The organism is Saliphagus sp. LR7 (assembly GCF_003344565.1).
In the GTDB taxonomy this organism is placed as follows: domain Archaea; phylum Halobacteriota; class Halobacteria; order Halobacteriales; family Natrialbaceae; genus Saliphagus; species Saliphagus infecundisoli.
In genome coordinates this window covers 426284-446008 of the sequence record NZ_QPND01000003.1, presented here as the reverse complement: position 1 = coordinate 446008, position 19725 = coordinate 426284, and the positions used below count along the sequence as shown (strand labels likewise).

At 60.9% G+C, this 19725-nt stretch carries 16 protein-coding genes; 2 read left to right on the top strand and 14 right to left on the bottom strand.

Going from position 1 to position 19725, the window contains the following annotated elements; genetic code table 11:
- Together DVH23_RS24540 and DVH23_RS07120 are read right to left on the bottom strand one after the other, a co-directional pair.
- Nucleotides 1-433, bottom strand: a 433-nt coding sequence (locus DVH23_RS24540; RefSeq protein WP_232833711.1) for a hypothetical protein, incomplete at its 3' end; no start/stop codon positions are given.
- Between the two features lie 122 nt (nt 434-555).
- Entirely contained in the window at nt 556-831 is a 276-nt protein-coding gene (locus tag DVH23_RS07120) for a hypothetical protein (protein ID WP_114576738.1), read from the bottom strand.
- A 184-nt stretch (nt 832-1015) separates the two neighbouring features.
- Here DVH23_RS07120 and DVH23_RS07115 point away from each other — a divergent pair, with 184 nt between their 5' ends.
- The gene (locus DVH23_RS07115) at nt 1016-1534 is read left to right on the top strand and encodes a tyrosine-type recombinase/integrase (protein WP_114576737.1); all 519 of its coding nucleotides are present in this window, start codon (nt 1016-1018) and stop codon (nt 1532-1534) included.
- Nucleotides 1535-1909: 375 nt separating this feature from the next.
- Here DVH23_RS07115 and DVH23_RS07110 read toward each other — a convergent pair whose 3' ends face one another.
- The 3 genes from DVH23_RS07110 to DVH23_RS23530 all read right to left on the bottom strand — a co-directional run bounded on the left by DVH23_RS07110 (nt 1910) and on the right by DVH23_RS23530 (nt 6683).
- A complete protein-coding gene (locus DVH23_RS07110; RefSeq protein WP_157972357.1) occupies nt 1910-2308 on the bottom strand; it encodes a hypothetical protein in 399 nt (132 codons plus the stop codon).
- Between the two features lie 222 nt (nt 2309-2530).
- Nucleotides 2531-4891, bottom strand: coding sequence for a succinylglutamate desuccinylase/aspartoacylase family protein (locus DVH23_RS07105; RefSeq protein WP_114576735.1), 2361 nt, complete (start codon nt 4889-4891; stop codon nt 2531-2533).
- A 58-nt stretch (nt 4892-4949) separates the two neighbouring features.
- Nucleotides 4950-6683, bottom strand: a complete 1734-nt coding sequence (locus DVH23_RS23530; protein ID WP_157972356.1) for a hypothetical protein — start codon at nt 6681-6683, stop codon at nt 4950-4952.
- 82 nt (nt 6684-6765) lie between these two features.
- On the opposite strand from DVH23_RS23530, the gene DVH23_RS23525 reads away from it, so the two are divergent.
- Nucleotides 6766-8352: a hypothetical protein gene (locus DVH23_RS23525; RefSeq protein WP_157972355.1), complete on the top strand. Its 1587-nt coding sequence runs from the start codon at nt 6766-6768 to the stop codon at nt 8350-8352.
- Nucleotides 8353-8379: 27 nt separating this feature from the next.
- Here DVH23_RS23525 and DVH23_RS07095 read toward each other — a convergent pair whose 3' ends face one another.
- From DVH23_RS07095 to DVH23_RS07050, 9 genes are all read right to left on the bottom strand, one after another.
- Nucleotides 8380-8778 carry a hypothetical protein gene (locus DVH23_RS07095; protein WP_157972354.1) on the bottom strand — a complete coding sequence of 133 codons (399 nt, stop codon included), beginning with the start codon at nt 8776-8778 and terminating at the stop codon, nt 8380-8382.
- Nucleotides 8779-8881: 103 nt separating this feature from the next.
- On the bottom strand, nt 8882-11341 hold the full coding sequence (locus DVH23_RS07090) for a right-handed parallel beta-helix repeat-containing protein (protein WP_114576732.1): 2460 nt from the start codon (nt 11339-11341) through the stop codon (nt 8882-8884).
- Nucleotides 11342-11438: 97 nt separating this feature from the next.
- On the bottom strand, nt 11439-12440 hold the full coding sequence (locus tag DVH23_RS07085) for a sulfatase-like hydrolase/transferase (protein WP_114576731.1): 1002 nt from the start codon (nt 12438-12440) through the stop codon (nt 11439-11441).
- A 42-nt stretch (nt 12441-12482) separates the two neighbouring features.
- The gene (locus DVH23_RS07080) at nt 12483-14810 is read right to left on the bottom strand and encodes a right-handed parallel beta-helix repeat-containing protein (RefSeq protein WP_114576730.1); all 2328 of its coding nucleotides are present in this window, start codon (nt 14808-14810) and stop codon (nt 12483-12485) included.
- Nucleotides 14811-14854: 44 nt separating this feature from the next.
- Nucleotides 14855-15640, bottom strand: a complete 786-nt coding sequence (locus DVH23_RS07075) for a hypothetical protein (RefSeq protein ID WP_114576729.1) — start codon at nt 15638-15640, stop codon at nt 14855-14857.
- 3 nt (nt 15641-15643) lie between these two features.
- Complete coding sequence (locus DVH23_RS07070; RefSeq protein ID WP_114576728.1) at nt 15644-17068, bottom strand: baseplate J/gp47 family protein; 1425 nt, start codon at nt 17066-17068, stop codon at nt 15644-15646.
- A gap of 30 nt (nt 17069-17098) precedes the next feature.
- Nucleotides 17099-17482 carry an HNH endonuclease gene (locus DVH23_RS25250; protein WP_394342626.1) on the bottom strand — a complete coding sequence of 128 codons (384 nt, stop codon included), beginning with the start codon at nt 17480-17482 and terminating at the stop codon, nt 17099-17101.
- A 691-nt stretch (nt 17483-18173) separates the two neighbouring features.
- Nucleotides 18174-18635 carry a hypothetical protein gene (locus DVH23_RS07055; protein WP_114576725.1) on the bottom strand — a complete coding sequence of 154 codons (462 nt, stop codon included), beginning with the start codon at nt 18633-18635 and terminating at the stop codon, nt 18174-18176.
- 4 nt (nt 18636-18639) lie between these two features.
- Nucleotides 18640-19725: a succinylglutamate desuccinylase/aspartoacylase family protein gene (locus DVH23_RS07050; RefSeq protein WP_114576724.1), complete on the bottom strand. Its 1086-nt coding sequence runs from the start codon at nt 19723-19725 to the stop codon at nt 18640-18642.

Here is a 19725-nt window from a genome sequence, read left to right as displayed (position 1 = left end):
CGCCGACTGCGACGCTACTCTGTCTTCCGCGGCTGGGATGGATCATTGGAGCACCCGTCCAGCCCAGATTCGTCGGTAATTCAGGCTTCAGCGGCAGTGAGCTGAGGACGCTTTGTGAGGTACTGAGACTTACACCCCAGATACCATCGGCTGCATCGCTTGCGAGCGCTTTCCGAAGCGAAGGTATAGGCCCCCCATACCCTGCCGTGGCCATATCTCGAATCTGGTTAGGTCCTATGAAAACCGCCCGCGCTAACACCCACGCCCCAATCAATTCCATCACTATTCCTGGAATAACGTCTGGGATCACGCCACAAAGGATAGCATCTAATATAAATACAAGAATTGGTATAATCACACCGAAAAAACCATATAATTTTGTTGCTGAATTGAATCTGTCGAGAAAATCTTTTTCTGCATGTAGTGCTCGCATTTCGGCGTTAGAAGGGGATTGCCTGTCAGGCTGATCTTCTGTTGATGAGACCACACCCCAGAGAAGGCGGCGACCTACCCAATCAGTGATTGAACGAATTAACCGAGCCATCGATTTCTCTCTTAGCTCCTAGAATCCTTGTTCTCTTCTTCAAACCCTATATGGGCGTTCTCTAACCATTCCACATTCATGCCATCTAGCTCTTCGTTATTTTTCAATTGTTTTACTACATCGAGATGGCTTAATTCAATTCGGATTTTCCCATTGGAGATTCTGGAGTCCGCGACAGACAATCGGCTTCCTTCAAGGACAGAAGACACTGTTTCTTCAACGCTATCAGTCACTTCCTCTTCTTTATCCGAAAATTCACGAAACCGATCAACAATCTCTTTGCTCATATGCTATCCAATCAACTAGGGAAAAAAAGTTTCCGACCGATGCGTAGTACTACCCGGTCTTCAAATTGGCGCCGAAACATTTGTATCAAAATCTCTCGAACCGAGTCTTAGATACAAGCCCCTCCCGGCCATTCACCGAGTCAGGCCCACCGATTTCTGCCTCCTCTGTATGTGACGATCCGACGTGTTGCTCGGGAAGGGACCGATCCTCGCTCCCGAGACCGCCCAGCGCCCGCTACTCCTGGCCGTCGTCGTAGACCAGCAGGTCGATCTCGAGGACGGCGACCTTCGGATTCCGACGCGGATCCAGAAGGACTACCCCAACGATCAGACCCCGGACCCGGCGACGTTTGAGCTCGACCCGGCCGGCGCTCTCGGGACGATTGAAGCGATCGAACGCTACGTCGACGATCGCGACGGCTCCGCGGCGGCGTTGTTCCCGAGCCAGAAGGGGAACCGGATGACGCCGAAGGGAGTCAACGACGTCGTCCAGCGGGCCGCACGCCGCGCGGAGATCCGTCCCTACTCCTACGAGGGTCGTCGGTCGGCCGACGTCGTCTCGTCGCACACGCTACGGCACGGCGTCGCCTGGCGGATGCTTCGCGCCGAGGAGGACAACCGACTGTATCACGTCCGGAACCGACTCCGCCACTCGTCGATTCTCACGACCGAGCGGGAGTACGATCACTTCCAGCGGATCTAGCCCTAAGTACACCCGTCGTCGGTAGTGACCAGTTTCGCTCTGGTCTGGGAACGCATATGTACCTCCAGCGGCAAGAAAGTCGTGCCGACGGACGCCCTCTCCGGACTCAGCCACTCCTGGAGGGGAGCTCCTGAGGCACTGAGTGACAACCATGTTGATCGAGACGACACCTGCGACGGCGCTGCTCGCGATCCAGCTGTTCCAGACAGCACTCATGATCGCGATGCTACTCGACGATTGAGAGTCCGGGTGCCACAACGCGGCACCCTCTCCGGACTCAGCCAGTTGATGCTACCAGCCTGGCAGCCTAATAGCTTGCGGACGACCAGTCTGGTAGTTGCTCGGACGGACGTTTAGACCAGATCACGGATGTGGCTACCGATCTCGAAGGTGGAAAAACACTGCCCCGGTGGCGATCATCCCGGCTATGAACATTCCGACAGCGACCCATTCTCTGGATGTTGCCGTATAGTAGACCGCTGCAAGAGTGACCGTGTGAAATACCATAAGCCCGATCGTCAATTTGAACTGCCGCTGCTGACGAGAACTCTGTTCCTCGAGTAACTCGTTCTGCTCCTTTAGGGTCTCATGGAGCCCTGAAATGTCGACTCCCTCAAAATCACTATCCGTGTCGGGACTCAGATTCCCGATGAGGTCACCGTCCAAGAGATTGTCAACTGAATCTGTTCCATCACCCTTCTCATCTTGACTATCATCCATACTCGCTCCGTTAATCAGCTCTGAGAGTGATTTTCGCTCGTTTCCCCCACTCATTCTTTCTCCATCTCCTCGGTTGATACTTCCATAGAGTATGCATGTGTGAACGTCGACAAAAAGTTCGGGGTTGATCGTCGGTGTTGCCACTAAGCGTTCGTGTTGATACGACACGCCTCAGAAAGCGAGGCGATCAACCGGACACCGCGTTTCCGCTGAAAAGTAGTCCCGCTGCTCAACGGCCACCAGGGGTGACACCCCGTGTGCCGAGTGAAAACAATCCTATTCGACGTAGACGCCGTACTGGTGTAGAAGCTCGTTCGTGATCGCGAACAGCCACTCGACCGGACGCTCCATCGCGACGCCCTTGGTGGTCGTCTCGATCAGGTGGGCGTCCATTCCATCGCTCGCGCAGAACCGGATCATCGAGGCGATCCCGGTCCCGTCGGACTGCCCGGGAACGTGACTGAATTTATACTCTCCGCCGAACCTCGAGGGATCGACGTACCGGGCGTTGAACTCCTTGACTGCCGTGGCTCCTTTGGATTCTCCACCCGACGAGGAGTAGATCGCCTGACCCGCACCGTCGGGATAGATGCCAGTCGATCGGTGGAGGTCGATCACGACATCGGCGTCCTGTACGTGCTCCCAGATCGCTCTCGCGAGCTCCGTCGACGGCTCCGAAGATCTGGGCCAGACGCGGTTGAGATCGTAACCGGCGGTCCGGGACCGGTCCGCGATCGCCTCGGGGTTCGCTCTCGGGATGATCCGGAGCGTCCCCGCCTGGGGTCGCATATTCGCCAACCTTCCGGCGATTCGCCAGCCTGGATCCTCGTCCCCGTGGACGCCGCCGATCAGCGCGATAGTCGGCCCCGAAGCCTCACCCTCGATCTCGAAGACGGGCGTCTCGGTTCCCTCGGCCTCGATCCACTCGCAGGCGCGGCCCGATCCGCTGCTGGACACACCACTGTTTCCGCTGTTTCCGGAGGCCTGGATCGGCGGGTGCTCGTCGACGTCGCCGAGCGGGTCTCGGATCACGAGTTCGTCGACGACGTCACGGGGATCGGCGCCGGGCCACATCGTCTCGACCTTCCGCAGGTCGGCGTCGAGCAGCTGGAGGGCGCCGACGCTCGAGCCATCGTAGAGAACGATCCCGTCGAGCAGCTGCGTCCCGTCGATCGACAGCCGGTCGGCGCCGTCCTGGACGCGGATGCAGTAGCCCTCAGCGCCGGCGAGGGACCCTCCGCGGACGTCGACCCGCCCGGACTGGACGTCGATCGCGTCCCGATCACCGCCGCCCCCGGAGGCGTCGATGACGCTGTCCTCGAGGACGACGTTCCACCGATCGACCTGGACCGCCGCGCCCTTCGCTGACGTGTCGCCCGTGTCGATCACGCGGACGTTATCTCCCTTCGCTGTCGCCCGCCCTTCGCCGCGGAGGGCGAGGCCGTACTGGCTCGTCTTATTGCGAACGTAGACGTCCTCGAGCGTGATCTGGTGGGACTCGTCGGACCACAATCGGACGGCCTCGTTCTGCCCGGTCTCTTTGTGGACGTCGAGCCCACGGACGACCGTCGCGAGCGCGGCGTCGGCCCCGAAGCAGATCCCGTTGGGAACCTCGTCCTGGTAGAGGCCGTCGTAGTCGTCAGGGGTGTCGGGATAGCGGGGCGACTCCTGGTAGTAGTCCTCCTCGAGCATATCGGCGCTGAGGGGGAGGTCCCAGTCGGCGTTGCACGCGATCGCGACGTCGTTCTCCCCGATCCGGATCGCCGTCCCGCCGCAGTTGTGACCTTCACAGCCGAGGAGGATGTGAGAACCGGGGCCGTCCTTGAGGTAGAAGCCGTTGTCCCACCACTCCTCGACGGAGCAGCCGACCCAGAAGTTCGTGCCGACGTGCTGGGTCTCGGAGCCGACGCCGATTCCGTGGTCGAACTGCGTGTGATCGACGTTCCCAGCGGGGGTGTCGCCGTCCGTGAGATTGAGATGTCGGTGGACCCCGACCCCGCCCTCGGAGGTCATGCAAGAATAGAACCCGAACTTGTCGCCTCTCGTCGAGTCGCGATCGTCGCCGTCCTCGAGGCCGCGACCGTCGTCGTAGTAGTCCCGCCGGCCCTCGACCGACAGGTTCTCGGTTCGGACGTGATCGTTGACCCACCAGCGCCCCCAGCCCGCGTCGTAGCCCTGCTCGGGATCGACGACGAGCGCGAGGTTCCGCAGCGAGAGTCGGTCGAACGTCTGGTGTCTCGACTGGGTGCCGCCGACTCGGAGAACGTAATCGAGGTCCTCGCTCGCGACGACGAACCGAGTTCCAGGTGGCGCGTCGATCCGCAGCTCGCTCCAGTCAGCGTTGCCGTGGAGGTCGATCGGCGTTTTGATCGGGTAGTCGCCCTTTTCGAGCCTGAAGTGCGGATCCTGGTGCTCGAGGACCTTCGCGCCAAAGTCGTCGCACTCCTCGGGCGAGAGCTCGATCGTCGGGCCGCTCGTCTCGATCGGGCCGCGGTCCTCGAGGGCCGACCGGAGCTGGGCAATCTGCTCGCCCTGCTCGGTCTGAGTCTCCTCGAGAGTGTCGATCGCGTCTTCGTTCTCGGTGATCTGTGCGTCAGCCGTGTCGAACAGCTTTCTGTCGGTGGTTTCGCTGGACATGATACTGTTGTTACTGTGAGTCGCGGACCGTCACCGACGGTTTGGCCACCCGATGCTGTCACTCGGTGAAGACGTTCCGAGAACTCGACGGCCTGATCGTCAACGTCCCCGCTGTCGTCACCTGTTCATCCACCACCTCGTAGCCTGTCGTGTGGAACCGCAGTTCATGGTGGTATGTCCCGTCATCGATCTCTCGAGAGTCCTCGGGCGGGATGGTGAACGTTGCCGTCGCGTCGGCAACATCGATATCTCCATCCGGGATCTCGTAGACGACTGTATCGTTCCATTCGTTCGGCGTGACGACCCAGTGAACCTGCGACCCCTCGAGGTTGTCGCGGTCCTCGACCGGGACTGTGATGTTCGCCGATTCACCCTGCCACATTTCGAAGTCTTGGTTTTCGAGGGTCATGTGTATCGCTCCGCGAAGTTCGTACTCGGCCGTCCACAGTCCTCCCAGAGTCTGGTCGGCAGCCCACAGTCCTCCGAGAGGTTTGTCGGCGGCCCACGTCCCGCCCAGGGTGATCTGCCGATCGGCCGGTTCCTCCCGCGGGTCGAACACGTAGAGGGTGGCCGTTGCAGCGTCCGTGTTAGCCGCCACCGTGAGAAGTGAACGGGTCCGAAGAGCCGACGCGCCGGCCGTCTCGGCGTCCGATCCCGCCGCGACCAAAGTGTGTTCCTGCCGGAGAGGCACGACACTCGCATCCGGATCAGCACTCGCAGCCTGGAGGGTGCGGATTTGTCTCGTCGGCGCCGTTGCAACCTCAGCGTCGACCGCACGCACCCCCAGCGAGATAGCGTCGGGCTCCTCGATCGCCAGGGGGACCGTTGCACTCTCGGCGTCCGTCCCGGCGGCCGTGAGGGATCGAAACTGAGTCGTCGTCGCCGTTGCCGCGTCGGTATCAGCTGACACCCCCGCAAGTTCCCAGGCCTGCGTGACCTCCGCCTGAGCGGTATCCGCGTCAGCGCTCGAGCTCGCCAGCGATCGCGTCTGGGTGGTCGCCGCGGTCGCCGTCTCGGCGTCGGTCGCCGTCGCCCGAATCGAGATGGCTCCTGGTGGAGTTGATGTGACCCGAGCGGTCGCACTCTCAGTATTGCTCGCCGACGCGGTGAAGGCGCGCGTACTTGACGTCGTCGCCGCCCCGGTATCGTGATCGGTGGCACTTGGCAGAAGTGTGCGTGCCAGCGTCGCCGTAGCGAACCCGCTGTCGAGATCGGCACTCGAACCCTGGAGGGAACGGGTTCGGCCGAGTAGTGCGGTTGTCGTGTCCGTCTCGGTGCTCGTCGCCGCGAGGGACCGAACCCGCGTGACTGGCGCCGCTCCGGTATCGATATCGGTAGAGTTCGCCAGGAGCGTTCGCACCAGCGCGGTCGTGGCCGTTGCACTCTCGACGTCAGTCCCCGTGGCCGTGAGCGGACGCCCACGGGTCGCTGTTGCCGTCGCTCTGTCGGCATCGGATGACGCACCCGAAAGTTCCCAGGCCTGCGTGACCTCCGCCTGAGCGGTGTCCGTGTCGACACTCTCGCTCGCCAGCGATCGCGTCTGAGTGGTCGCCGCGGTCGCCGTCTCGCCGTCGGACGACGTTGCTCGGAGCGTGACGGGCTCTGGTTCAGTCGATGTGAGTCGGACCGTCGCACTGTCGATATCGGTAGCGCTCGCCAGGAGTGTCCGCGCCAGCCCCATCGTGGCCGTTGCACTCCCGATATCGGTGCCGTTCGCAAGAAGCGTTCGCACCAGCGCGGTCGTGGCCGTTGCACTCTCGACGTCAGTCCCCGTGGCCGTGAGCGGACGCACACAAGTCGCTGTTGCCGTCGCCGTGTCGCCATCACCTGATAGGAGCGAAAGTGCCTGCGCCCTCGTGACCTCCGCCTGAGCGGTGTCCGCATCGGCGTTCGTGCTTGCGAGCGTTTGCGCCCGGGAGGTCGCCGCTGTCGCCGTCTCGGCGTCGGACGCCGTCGCCTGGATCGAGACGGCCTCTGGTTCGACCGAAGTACTCCGAGCTGTCGCGGTATCGGTATTGATCGCCGCCGCGGAGAGGGTGCGCGTTCTTGCCGTCGTCGCCGCTCCGGTGTCGATACCAGTCGCACTCGCTCGAAGTGTGCGCGCCAGCGTCGCCGTAGCGGCCGCACTATCGGGAACGGTCGCACTCGCCCGGAGTGTTCGCTCCCGTCTCGTCGCAGCGGTCGAACTATCAGCGTTAGTGCTGGTGGCCGCAAGCGAAAGGAAACGGCTCGCTGTCGCCGTTGCCACGTCGGTATCGGCGGACACACTCGACAGTTCCAGTGCCCGTTTAAGCGACGCCTCGGCTACGTCCGCGTCAATACTCTCGCTCGCTACTGTTCGCGTTCGGGTCGTTTTCGCGATCGTCGTCTCGGCGTCGGACGCCGTCGCCTGGATCGAGACGGCTTCTGGTTCGGTCGAGGTCAGTCGAGCCGTCGCGCTTTCGGTATCGCTCGACGCTGCGGTGAGGCCGCGCGTTCTCGATGTCGTCGCCGCTCCGGTCTCAAGATCGGCGGAACTTGCCAAGAGTGTTCGTGCCAGCGTCGCCGTAGCGGCCGCACTATCGGATCCGATAACACTCGCTTGGAGTGTTCGCTCCCGTCTCGTCGCAGCGGTCACACTATCAGCGTCAGCCCCGGCGGCCACGAGCGAGCGAGCTCGAGTCGGAGTCGCCGTTGCCACGTCGGGATCGGCGGACACACTCGACAGTTCCAGTGTCCGCTTAAGCGACGCCTGGACGGTATCCACGTCGACACTTTCGCTTGCGAGTGTCCGCGTCCGGGAGGTCGCCGCTGTCGCCGTCTCGGCGTCGGACGCCGTCGCCTGGATCGAGACGGCTTCTGGTTCGACCGAAGTACTCCGAGCTGTCGCGCTATCGGTATTGATCGACGCTGCGGTGAGGCCGCGCGTTCTCGCCGTCGTCGCCGCTCCAGTGTCGGGATCGATACCATTCGACCGGAGTGTGCGCGCCAGCGTCGTCGTACCCGTCGCACTGCCGGAGTCGTCACTACTTGCCGTCAGGTCTCGAGTGCGCGAGATCGAGGCCGTCGCGGCATCCGTATCGTCCGCGGTTGCGATGAGCGACCGGGTTCGCGACCCAATCGCAGTCGCGGTGTCGATCTCGGCCGCCGATGCCGAGAGGGTTCGGGAGAGCGTCGCCGTCGCTGTTGACGTGTCAGTATCGATCGCACTCGCCGCGATATATTCTAACTGCGCTGTTCGAAGCGTCCCATCGGCGATGATCGTCCCGTCGGCTTCAATCGTCTCGTATGTCTCTGTCTCGCCTGTTGGGATGGTGTGTGTCTCACCAGAGGGAACGTACAGGTCGACGGTGGAATCCGGCTCGACGGCAGAAGGTGCGACGACCCCCCCGTCCGGGGTCGCGGTTTCGGTATCGGAATCGGTCTCGGTTTCGGTATCTGACCCCGTTGGCGAGAGTTCGACCATCTATAGGTGTGGGTAGGCGAGCGGTTGGGTGGGGTTGGGGAGTTTACCCGAGTGTGTAAGTGATCGCCCCGGCCGGGATCGAGACTTCCTCGCCGATCGTGATCTCCGGGTCGTTCGGTTCATCCGCGACGATGAACTCGTCGGTGTCGGCGTCGTGGATCACGACGTCGACCACGGTCCCCCAGTCGTTCTCGGCTTGGCCAAAGTCTATGACGACGTCGTTTTCCAGGGTCGTGTTCTCCCCCGGTACATCGGCCGTGGTCGTCCAGTCGGCCTGGGCAACCGTCTCGGCGGAGTAATCCGCCGTCCCGACCTCCTTGGTATCGAGTTCTGTTTGTGTATCGTCGTAATTGACGCTGGTCGTCATCAGGCGGATGTCCGCGCCGCCCGCGATGATGACGTCGATTGCTGACTGTGCTGCTGTCTGATTGAGCCCTGGCATTGTAAGGTATCTCTGACCGCATCCACTCGGGATTCCGCCCGTTCGTTCGACTCTCGATGCATCTCGCGGCCGATCAACTCGCCGCGGAAGTGGTCCGGGGTAGTTATGGCTGGTTCGCTACAGTTTCGGTGTTCGCACCAACCGTCTGTACTGTGGAAGTTCCGGAACCGCGACCGTTATTGCCAATGAACGTGTTGTAATCCGACCCGCTCGATTCCACAAACGCATCTGACGAAACTGTAGCATCAACGTTCGAGCAAATACAATCAGAGACACCGCTGAATATGATTCCGTGACCCCTGGTCGTTTCACCATTTTCCCGGATCGTCCCACCATCAATGACAATATCGGATAACGACCCACCGACTACCAGAATCCGGGCCCCACGACCACACACCCGGGCTGTAATGCGTGCAGTTACATCTCGGATCGTCGCGCCTGCGTCGTCGGGAATAATAGTAAGGGCGTCCTCGTCCATCCCAGTGGCAGTAACATCCACATTGACCGACTCTAATATGGTATTGCCGTCGGAATACAGGTACACACCACGATGGCTAGGTGCTTCAGCGAGATCGCCCGTGACCGCCACGTCAATATCGACATCGCGGATAGAAACTGCTTCAGGGTACACGTACACCCCTGATTGCGTGGTCGACGCCCGCAATTCAATATCAGGTTCATCAACACAGATATTCTCCAAGGGGCCACCCCCTGACGAGTGCCCAAGAATCGTTACTGCGCCTCTATCAGTTCTGGGCTGTTTGATAACGTTATTTTGAGTCGTTGAGCCGCTTGAATCTCCGAGGAGAAGGACCCCTGACCCAGTATTCTCGATGACGTTATTTTTCACGACCCCTTGCGCGTGATGGAGTGACGCGCCCGCTTCGGACCAATCACCGCCGTCCGTATCGTGGAAGTAGTTGTCCTTGATTTCAATATTCTCGCAAACCCCGTTGGGTCTACCCATGTGGGTGCTTGAGGAAGCGGACTGGGCGCAGTGTCCGTACTTTGCGTTATGGGACTCGCAGTTTTTGATCGAGCAGGCTTTTGAGGATCGGCGGATTCCGAGGGTATCATCTCCGGTGTGATGGCCGTAGACGCCATTGATTGTGGAGTTTTGCCCCTCGGTGATGTACGCCGAGAAAAACCGCTGGTCTTCGCCACTCGGCCCACCGCCAGACGTGATGTTATACGCGATATTGTCAATCTCAAGCATCCCCGTTTCCCCATTCCCGATTTGAGAACGAGTGCATTTGTGGAGCCAGACGCCCGCCAACGATGTTAAGGGATCCAGATTATCGTTTTCGTCGTGGATTCGACCAGCTCCGACAATATTGACGTTCTCGTTTCCGTTCTCATGATCTGGGTTTGTAATTAATCCAACAGTGTCGTAACCGTTCAGTGCGGTCATAACGGACGGAGAGAAGTCTGAGGCGGGGGAAAGCGTACAGCCAGCAGGGATTACGAGTGTTACGTTATCAGGAACGAGTGGTTGATCGGAGAGGGTGTACGTCCCCCCCGGAACGACGACCGTTCCGCCTCCCGCTGGAAGGCGGTTAATTGCCTCGTTGATACCCGCGGTATCGGAGTCGCCGACCGCAAACTCAACCGTATCCGAGAGAGTCTCGGTAGTTACCGAGGCCAGCGCAGCCGACTCTCCCAGCGCGTCCCCGGCGTGATCGTGAGAGTCGGGCGGCCTCGACTCCTCTGCATCGTCAAGGGTTGCGTCGGATATCTTGCTGTTGAGATTAGCGAGCGTATCCGTGGTGTGACGGTCGCCACTGAGGCTGTGGTCCTCCGGCGTGAACGTACTCGGAACATTTACGAGATTGTCATAGCTTCCAGAGAACAGCTCACTCGCGAGAGCGTAATCCACGGAGTGAGCCCCATCGCCGTGGGGATTGTCAGCCTTCCCCGACACCTCGGTATCGACATAGTCCTCGGAAGCGGCGTTAGTAATCTGGCTAACGGTATAGTCACCAGATTCGGCAGTAACGTCGCTGGTGCGGCCGAAAACCGAACTAACCGCGGCCTCGGGACTTTCAAGTTCTTCCCAGTTACTTTCGACCGTCGGTTCGTTTCCACGGAGAATATACGATTGTGAGGCGCTCTGATCGATCGCTACGTCGCCAGTCTCAGCCTGGGTGAGATCCGTGAGTGCCTGGCCGGGCTCAAGGACGTATGTATCCGTGATCGCCAGCGCCGGGAGCTGGCTATTCGGAACCTGACTATTCGCGTCGAGGGAGGCTATCCCGTTAGCCGAGCCGACGTCAGCCTGGGCGGCATAGGCCTTGGTGTGGGACCCGTTTCCGTGGGTTTCAGCTGTGAACGTATTGGGGACGCTCGTTAAATCACTGTATTCTCCCGAGAAAATCGCCGACGCCAGGGCGTAGTTATCAGTGTGAGCCCCGTTTCCATGGTGCTCCGGCGGCTGGGAATCGCCGTCAACGGCGATTGGAGTCCCTGTTGCATCGAAGACAAAGAGAACGTTTCCGTTCTCATCTCGAATTTCATCGCCCTGGTCAAACTCGATACCGTTTGGATCGTCGCCTAAGCTAACCATGGTTGTGTTGTTTCTCTAATAATTCCGCAACGGGGTTCCGCCACTCGTTTGTCTCAGTGCGTCTCAGTCCAGCCGATTCAGTTCGGTATCGGTGGGTTCACTCCGCATACCCGAGATCGGCGAGGCGCTGCTCGACGTCCGCATCGGCTGTCGGACGTTCGTCCCGGCGCGTGTGTTCGATCGTCTCGAAGGGGTTGCCACCCTCGCCACCCACCGACTCAACCTCAAGCCATGGCACGACGCGCGTCCACCGGCTCGATGCTTGGTGGGACCACCGTCCACCCTCGCCGAGGTGCTCGCCGTGGTCAGCAGTCACCACCACTGGACAGTCGAGTGCGCGGACGAGACGCTGGACCTCTTTGAGCGCATAGATGAGGTTCGACGCGTACGCTCGTCGGATTTCGTGCTGCGAGACCTCGCCGGCCTTGGCCTTTTCTCTCCAGTGGTTTGTCACTGTCTCCCCATCCTGATCGACACGCTCGCGGAACGGGACTTCGTCGTCCCGGACGAGTTCTGGCAGTCGGTACTCGCCGATATAGGGGAAATGGGGTTGGAGATAGTGTGCGACGAGCCGGGTCCGATCCATGTCCGCGATCGCGCCGAGTGCCAGATCCGTGATGACGTCCGCTGGCGTGGTTTTGAGGTCGCGGTCCCAGTGGGTGTCCCACGCCGGGATGACGTCCCCGAAATAGGTCTCTGGATCCGTCCAGTCCGCGCGCCCACGTTCCTCGGTGTAGAACTGAGAGATCACCGGCGACGGGTTGACATAGGTGAGGTCGTGAAAGCCGTCCCATGTGTTGTGGACGTACTCTCCCGTCCAATGCCCCGCCGACCACACCTCCGAGAGATCGCCACGGAGGTAGCCGTCGGAGATCGCCTCGAACGCATCGTATCGGCAGGCATCAAGGATGATAAGTGCGAACTCGTCCTGAGCAACGAACTCCTGAATCCGGGGCTTTTGGCGCTGAATCGAGCGCCATCGGCGGTAGCCCTCTTGCCGGGCCTCCCCGACTTTGGATGGGGCGTGTTGGCTGAGGTACTGGGGGACGCGCTCGGGTTGGGCGAGTCCCTTGCGGACGAGCGTCAAGAGATCGTGCATAGCGGCCCGCTCGCACGGGTTTGCCTTGAATCCGCCGGTCTATTAGGTTTGATTCGCACTCGTGATCGTGTTCGCGCCGACAGTCTGGGGAGCCGCTGTCCCGCTCCCTCTCCCGTTACAGTTCGCAAACGTGTTGTAATCACACGCGTCCTCCTCCGAAAAGGCGATCCCCTCGCCGTTAACGTTGGGAACGCCGCCAACGTTGGCACGAACTCCCTGACAGATTGAATCCACCCCGCCGCGGAAAAACACACCCCTCGGGGGGCGAGTGGTATCACGGACATACCGATCCGTCGAGAAAATAACGCCCCCAGAAACTGACCAGTCTTCGAGAGTGCCCCCATTCTCGTTCGACGCTAAGACCCCATACCCACATTCACGGATTGTCGGGTCGCTGATCGTCACTCGCCGGACGTTCCCTCCACCTCGAGACGCGATCGCCGAGTCGGGCATATCCCGGATCGTCGGCGACGAGACGGAGACTTGTGCGATCCCGCTTCCGTTTGGATTCCCGATGTCGATACCGACGACCCATTCCTCCCCGGCTGGCCCACGGATTGTGGGGGATGAGATGTTGATATTGATGAGCTCCGCCGTCTCGTCATCAAGATAGATCCCAGTTTCAGTGTTGTCTGACATGTCGATAGTCGTCCCATTGACCGATATATTCACGAGTCTCCCCGGCGTGGAACTGTGTGCGTAAATATAGGTCCCGTAGACGTATGGATCTCGGATGTAGTTATTGCTGAGCGCCGCCCCGGAGGACTCCCCGAGAACAAGGACTCCCGAGCCCGTGTTGATGCATCGGCAATCCCGAACCGACGAGTCCTCGGCGTGGTGGAGCGCGATCCCCGCTCGTGCCCAACTCGGTCCGTCCGAGTGTTGGGCAACACACGATTCGATGTCGATATCTCGGCAGGGCTCACCGTTTATCCGGCCAAAGTTGCTCTCGCCAGCAGCTGCTTGGATCCCGTGGCCCGCTCCCGAGTGCTCGGTGGTGCAATTTCGGATCTGGCACCGCTTTGACGTCCGACGGATACCGAGCGTATCATCGGCAGTATATCCCCCGTATAGACCGTCCATTGACGAATCAAAACACTCAGTGAACAGACAGGCGAAATACCGTCGATCGGAATCGCTGCTGGGGTCTTCTTGGAAGAACGAATACAGGATGTGGTCTATCGTGAGGTCCCGGACCGTGGAGTCCTCGCACTTGTGGAGCCACACCCCGGCCCACGAGAGGGTAGGGTCAAGATCCGCGCCCTCAGCATGGATTCGCCCCTCCCCACGGATGTGGATATCGGAGTTGCCGTTGTTGTGGTCTGCATTCGTCACGAATGCAGCAACATCGTGATCTTCGATTGTTGTCGTTGAAAAGGAGTGATTGCTTGCCGGGGTGATCGAGACTCCATCGGGGATATGTGCCGTGACTCCCGACGGTACTTCGATTCGGTCCGCAATTTCATACAACCCAGGCCGAAAAACCACTGTGCCGTCAGAATCGGCCAGTACGGCGTTAATCTCTGCGACCGAATCGCCGGGTTTGACAAACTGAATCCCCGAAACCGACCCAACGGTCGCCGATCCGCTAATGTCAAGCTCATCGCCAGAGAGATAGCCTATATCAAGGGAATCTCCCACAACATCAAGAGCGGGGACGGAGAGCGACCCTGTATCTTCAAAAGATGTGATACTGGACACATTGGACTGGGGGACGACCTGCGGGAAAGGAACCTGCCGACTGACGCCGGCGACCCACATCCCGCCGTCATACCCCCAATTGAATCCTCCTGGATCCATCTCGACAGCAAACCACTCCTGGCCGCCGTACTGGCAGGAGATGAGCTGGTGGTCAAGGTTGTCCTCCTTTGCCGTCCGGACCACGAGCGATCCGGCCATCTCCCCCTCCGAGGAGATGCTCGCGTTGATGTCGAGCGTGTTGACCGTCCACGACTCGTCGCCGGAGTTTCGGTACCCCGTGACTTCGTAGTTGATCCGACCGTCCGTATCGCTCGGCCGGCAGAGGAGTAGGACGTGCGGGACCGTGGGATCGGTCCAGTCGTCGGCGCCATCGACCGGCGTCCACGCTTCCCGAGTCGCGTCACTGTCGTCCTCGAGGGACATCACCGCGGGGTTCAGGTAGTCGGACCCCAGGCCCTCGCCGTCGTGACGGTCGCCGAGGATTCGGTTGACGATATCCCACGTCGGTCGATAAATCTGGTTGTTCCAGATGCGAGGATCGTGCTCGTAGCCCTGTTTCGCAATGGCGCGCTCGTCGGGGTAGTCCTGAAGCCCCTCGTCGGGGTGGACTTCGGTCTCTGCTTCCGCGTGGTTCTCCTCGCCGTCGGTCTCGTACTCGTGATCTGCCATTGTTATGACTAATTGTCGTAAAATCGCTGTACTCGGTGCCGGTGCTACTCGTCGTCCTCGAACCAATACTCCCGATACGTGAACCGGAACGGGGCCTCGCCCCAGCCGCGATCGGTGCCGGCTGGCTCGGGCTCGTCGGGATCCGTTGCAGGATCGTACTGGTCGTCCAAGAACTGGAACCACTGCCGCTCGAGGTGACCCTCGTAGCCGACGCCGACAGCCTTCATGCGCTCGATGTGCTCGGTCACGTACGACTCTGGGATCGGACTCGCGTCGAGGGCGGCCTGGTCGATTTCGACGTCGAACAGCGCGCAGGTCTCATCGAACGGCTCGACGATCGTCACGGCGCCGGGCACCGAATCGAGATCGATGCCGAGCAGCACGGCGACCGAGTGTCGGATTTCGTCGATCGTTCCGCCCGAGATCATCACAAGATACCGGGCACGGATCCGGCGCCGGAGGGACGTCTCGCTCTCGCCCTCCCAGCGATCGACCTGAACCCCCTCGCCGATCCGCTCAAGCTGGCGACCGGCGGCGAAGTCGAGATACTGGGCGGCGAAGACCTCCATCGCCGCCGCCCGCATGACCTCGGCGAGCTCGGCGTAGACGGCCAGCAGGGTGCCGTAGTCCGTTTGGACGTAGTCGCCGTTCTCGTCGGTCGGCGTCTGGAACGGCGATTTGAGATAGCCCTCGATCCGCTCGCGTTCGGAGATGTCACGGGCCGGCGAGACACTCTCAGCGAGTGCGCTACGGACGTCGACGAACTCCTCAAGCCAGACCCAGGGGTCGTCGTACTCGCCCTGTGAGAGTGCGGTTCCGGTGCTCGACATCGGTTACGTCCTCCGGGTGACGTTGATCTCGATGTTTGCCGGATCGACGATCGGGATCTGATCGAACCCCATCGTGATCGTCGCCTCGTCCATGTACTGCGGGTCCGTGCCGATCTGGACGTCGAGGTTGTCGACCCAGGACTCGATGTCGTGATCGAGCACGGCGCCGAGCACACGGCTATAGTAGACGTCCTCGTCGAGGCCCTGGCCGTCGTACCACTCGCCGGCGATCGACCCGCCGATCCACTCGACGATGTTCTCTTTGACGATCGCCTCCGTTCGCGAGGTCCACTCCCGTGTGACCTCGAGGGAGACGTCGACGTGGATATCGACCCACTCGGCCGACCGCCATCCGAGTCCGGTGGCGTATTCGGTCCCATCCGAATCGTCGAGCTCCGCCGGTCCCGACGAGGGGCCGACCGACCGGATGCCGCAGGCCCGCTTGTTGAGGACGGCCTGCGAGATCACGGACGCATCCGGGTTCGATTCGGTCAGCGGGTCGAACGCGACAACTGGCTCGATCTGCCTGCCGACGTACACCGTCTCGCCCGTGTCGGGATCGGTTACCTCCCGGATCGGCAGGTCTTCCTCGATCGAGACGTCCCGGACGTCGGTCTCGTTGTCGCCAGCCGTGAGGATCTCCGCCTCGATGGCGTCCTTTGTCGCAGCCCCCCCGATCCCGAGTGTATTCAAGTACCTCCTGCGGAACTCGTGGTCGACCTCGCGATCGCGACCGGAGACGAACGAGTAGGTCGTGTCGTCCGCTCGGGTCCCGGTGCTCCCTGTTGGGAGTGGGTTCGTGACGTCATCGACGCCGTTGACGCCGTCTATCACGCGGTCGATCGCGCCGGCTTCGACGTTGGTCGACGAGCCTGTCTGTTCGTCGGTCAGGTTGAGCGTCGACGTGACCGGGTCGACCGCACGGATCGGGACCCGCTCGATCATGGTGCCGCCCGCCGGGATCGTCGCCGGATCGGTCGTCTCGAAGTAGATCGTCTCGCCGTCGCCGGCGGCGCCGGTCGCGACGCGCGTTCCGGCGTCGATATCGATGTCCTCGGACGCTTGCTCTTCCGAGGGGTAGAACGTCACCTCTCCCGTTGCCTCCCGGCGCTGGATCCGATTGAAGCCGTGCTCGGAGAGTTTTTGGTCGAGCTGCTCGCCGACGGCCGTCCCGAAGTAGCTCGAGTAGTAGACGGCCTCGAGTTGTTCGAAATACGTGTGGAACTGGAGGACGCCCCACTCGACGCGCTGGAGCTCCTCGCTCGAGACGCCGGTGATCTCCATCCCCGAGCGGTCCTCCCACTCGCGGACGAACGTCTCCCAGATAACGTCGATTGGAGGCCTCCGAAATCCGCTTGACGTAACTCCGAACTCCCGAAACAGGTCACGAATCGCTAGCGTTGATTGTTCGGTGCCGTTGCTACTCATGAGTGTTTCTTGCCATTTGTGATGTGTTTTTCACTCCGCTATTTCTATCAGCGTGTCGAAAGCACCATCAGAGAAGTGTTCCGCGGTCCGATGGCAGGATGCGCATAGTGGAATGAGGTTCCACTGTTCGTTCGGCCCGCCACAAACGACGGGTATGATATGATGCACCTCTACCCTCGACCGAGACCCGCAGTGTTCGCAAGCACTATCGGCCTTTTCCAACGCCTTATTGCGGGCCTTCCACCAAGTTCCGGTAGCCGCTCTCCGCAAGGCAGTATAGTATCCACCCCCGCCTTTCCACTGCGGGTGTCCAGACCCAGAAAATTTCTCCGACAGGAAATCCCCCGCACACCCTCGGGAGCAGTATCGTTGCCCCTCTCTATTCGGATGCACCTCAAACTTCTCGCCGCACATTTCGCACGCCTTCTCAACCTTCCCCGTGTAGATGGGGTTATCCTCACCAGTTTGGCGTTCTGATTTGGCATTTCCAAAACATTCCCTACTGCAGTATTTTCGAGTGTCGGCGAGGTGTTTCATCAACACCATTTCACCCCCGCACCACTCACAAGCCTTCTGCACGCGTTCGGATCGGTTGGGATTGTTTTCGATTACGCACTTTTGGTCGCGACATCCCTCGCTACAAAACCTCGCACTCTCTTCGCGCGACGGTTTGACTTCGAATGCACCACCACAGTTGTCGCAGGTGAGTTCGACATCGTCCTTCTGTTGCGCATCAAATTGACATTCTCGACTGCAGTAGACGTTCTCCTGATCTTCAAGAGCAGTCGACCACTTCTCGGTCAGGTCTTCACAGTTGTCGCAACTCACCTCAACTCTCGGCATATCCACAAATGACTTCGAAGGTACTTATAATTACTTAGTTCTACTTAGTAAGTGGGGCTAACCAAGACCAAGAATTACTTACCTATGGGTGCTGTTGAGATGGTCAATATGGTTACGTACCAATTCCAAGTGGATGATGAAATCTGGGAAGAATGGAAGGATACAGTCCCTCGAAGCAAGTCGCTCGACAAACGCTTAGTCGAGCTAATTGAGGCCGATACTGAGGGACAGGTAGATTGATCTACTGCGGGATGTCGTGGAACTAAGAGCGAGCGCCGCCGATCCAGCGCCACCACTCGGACCCCGCCCCAAGTTCCGCTGGCTCGCCGTTCGTGAGATGGACGGTCACCCGGACCGTCGCGTTCTCACGATCGCCACGGGGCCGGTTGATCTCGATATCGCTCGGCTCGAGGCGCTGGACACGAGGGTCGGCGTCGGGGCCGATCGCGTCCCGAATCGCCTCCTTGGTCTGGAGGTCGGACTCGCCGAGGGCCTGATCGGGATCGATCCCGAACTCCGGCCGAAGGGGGTCCTCGCCCTGAGCCGTGAGCAGCGTCCGGGCCAGCTGTCGACCGACCATCGTGGGCCCGTCGATCACGCGGACCGGGCCGTCCTCACGAACTCGGGCAAACGAGCCCGTCTCGTGGGAGAACCTGACGGCACGGCCGAACGAGTCCGTCGATTCGTCGTACTCTCGTGTCGGATTGTCGAATGAGGTTGCCATGGCGTTAGTTCGTCGTTAGGAGGTTGCTGGGGCCCGAGCCGAGTTGATGCCCCGCTTCGGAGAGCGTCGTCGCGACGACACGCTTGTGCTGCTCGATCTGGTCGGCCTCGTTCCACGCGCTCCACGTGATCCCGATCTGGCTGTGGATCCCGTGGGTTTCCCAGGCGTAGGTCGCGAGCATCCCGTCGTTCTGCGCGCCCGCCTCGTCGACGGTGTTCCCGACCGACCACTCCTCCGAGGGATCGAAGGCGTAGTTGGCGTTCACCTCGTCGACAGCGGCCTCGCTGATCGGGCGCGTGGTGCCGTCGTCGCTCGGGAAGATCGCATGGCCCTCGCCGCCGGACTCGTAGAGCTCCGTCCGCGTGTGGAGATCGACGAGGTACTCGGCGTTTCGGGCCACGAGTTCGTCCTCGATGGTTTGTGCGACCGACGTCTGCGGGCCATCCGTGAGGTCGAACGCCTCGTTAAGATCCTCGCCGTTGCAGGTCCGGGTCTCGTTCGCGGCCGCCGACGGGCAGGGTGTCGGCCAGACGATCATCGTCCCGCTCTCGACGGGATGGGGCCACTCCGTGAGCATGTCCTCTAAGGCCGTCACGCCGGTCTGCTCCGACGCGTGGATGTTGAGGGCCACAGTGACGGGGCCGGCAGCGTCGGCCTCGTAGACATGGATCTCGCTCTCCTCGGCAGCGCCCTCGTCTGCGACGTAGGTCTGCCACTCGGGGAGCGGTTCGGCGTCGGTCGTGAACGTTGCTGGTTCGCCAGTCGACTCGGCTTGCTCGCCGTCGTGGCTGGCCGTCCCTCGAGCCCGGAACTCGTACTCCGTCTCGGTGTCCAGCCCCGAGAGGTCGGCCGTGTACTCGCCGGTCGACGGCCGGGTTTCGGGATCGGTCTCGGTCCACGTCGACGTCCCCGCCTCGCGCCACTCGAACGAACAGTCGGCCGTATCGTAGCCGGTTAACTCCTCGAGCGTTCCCGTCAGGGTCGCGGCCTCGTGGGTCACGTCCGACGCGGCGCCGGTCGCGACGGTGATCACACGGGCCGGCGTGGTGAAGGAGACGACGTCGCCTGTAACTCGGTCTGGATCTGGCAT

Bases quoted from the DNA above. Each gene is read 5' to 3' on its own strand.
- DVH23_RS07105 (WP_114576735.1), bottom strand. From the start codon at position 4,891: ATGTCCAGCGAAACCACCGACAGAAAGCTGTTCGACACGGCTGACGCA.
- DVH23_RS07075 (WP_114576729.1), bottom strand. From the start codon at position 15,640: ATGTCGAGCACCGGAACCGCACTCTCACAGGGCGAGTACGACGACCCC.
- DVH23_RS07055 (WP_114576725.1), bottom strand. From the start codon at position 18,635: ATGGCAACCTCATTCGACAATCCGACACGAGAGTACGACGAATCGACG.
- DVH23_RS07070 (WP_114576728.1), bottom strand. From the start codon at position 17,068: ATGAGTAGCAACGGCACCGAACAATCAACGCTAGCGATTCGTGACCTG.
- DVH23_RS25250 (WP_394342626.1), bottom strand. From the start codon at position 17,482: ATGTGCGGCGAGAAGTTTGAGGTGCATCCGAATAGAGAGGGGCAACGA.
- DVH23_RS07120 (WP_114576738.1), bottom strand. From the start codon at position 831: ATGAGCAAAGAGATTGTTGATCGGTTTCGTGAATTTTCGGATAAAGAA.
- DVH23_RS07050 (WP_114576724.1), bottom strand. From the start codon at position 19,725: ATGCCAGATCCAGACCGAGTTACAGGCGACGTCGTCTCCTTCACCACG.
- DVH23_RS07095 (WP_157972354.1), bottom strand. From the start codon at position 8,778: ATGCCAGGGCTCAATCAGACAGCAGCACAGTCAGCAATCGACGTCATC.
- DVH23_RS07090 (WP_114576732.1), bottom strand. From the start codon at position 11,341: ATGGTTAGCTTAGGCGACGATCCAAACGGTATCGAGTTTGACCAGGGC.
- DVH23_RS07110 (WP_157972357.1), bottom strand. From the start codon at position 2,308: ATGAGTGGGGGAAACGAGCGAAAATCACTCTCAGAGCTGATTAACGGA.
- DVH23_RS07085 (WP_114576731.1), bottom strand. From the start codon at position 12,440: ATGCACGATCTCTTGACGCTCGTCCGCAAGGGACTCGCCCAACCCGAG.
- DVH23_RS07080 (WP_114576730.1), bottom strand. From the start codon at position 14,810: ATGGCAGATCACGAGTACGAGACCGACGGCGAGGAGAACCACGCGGAA.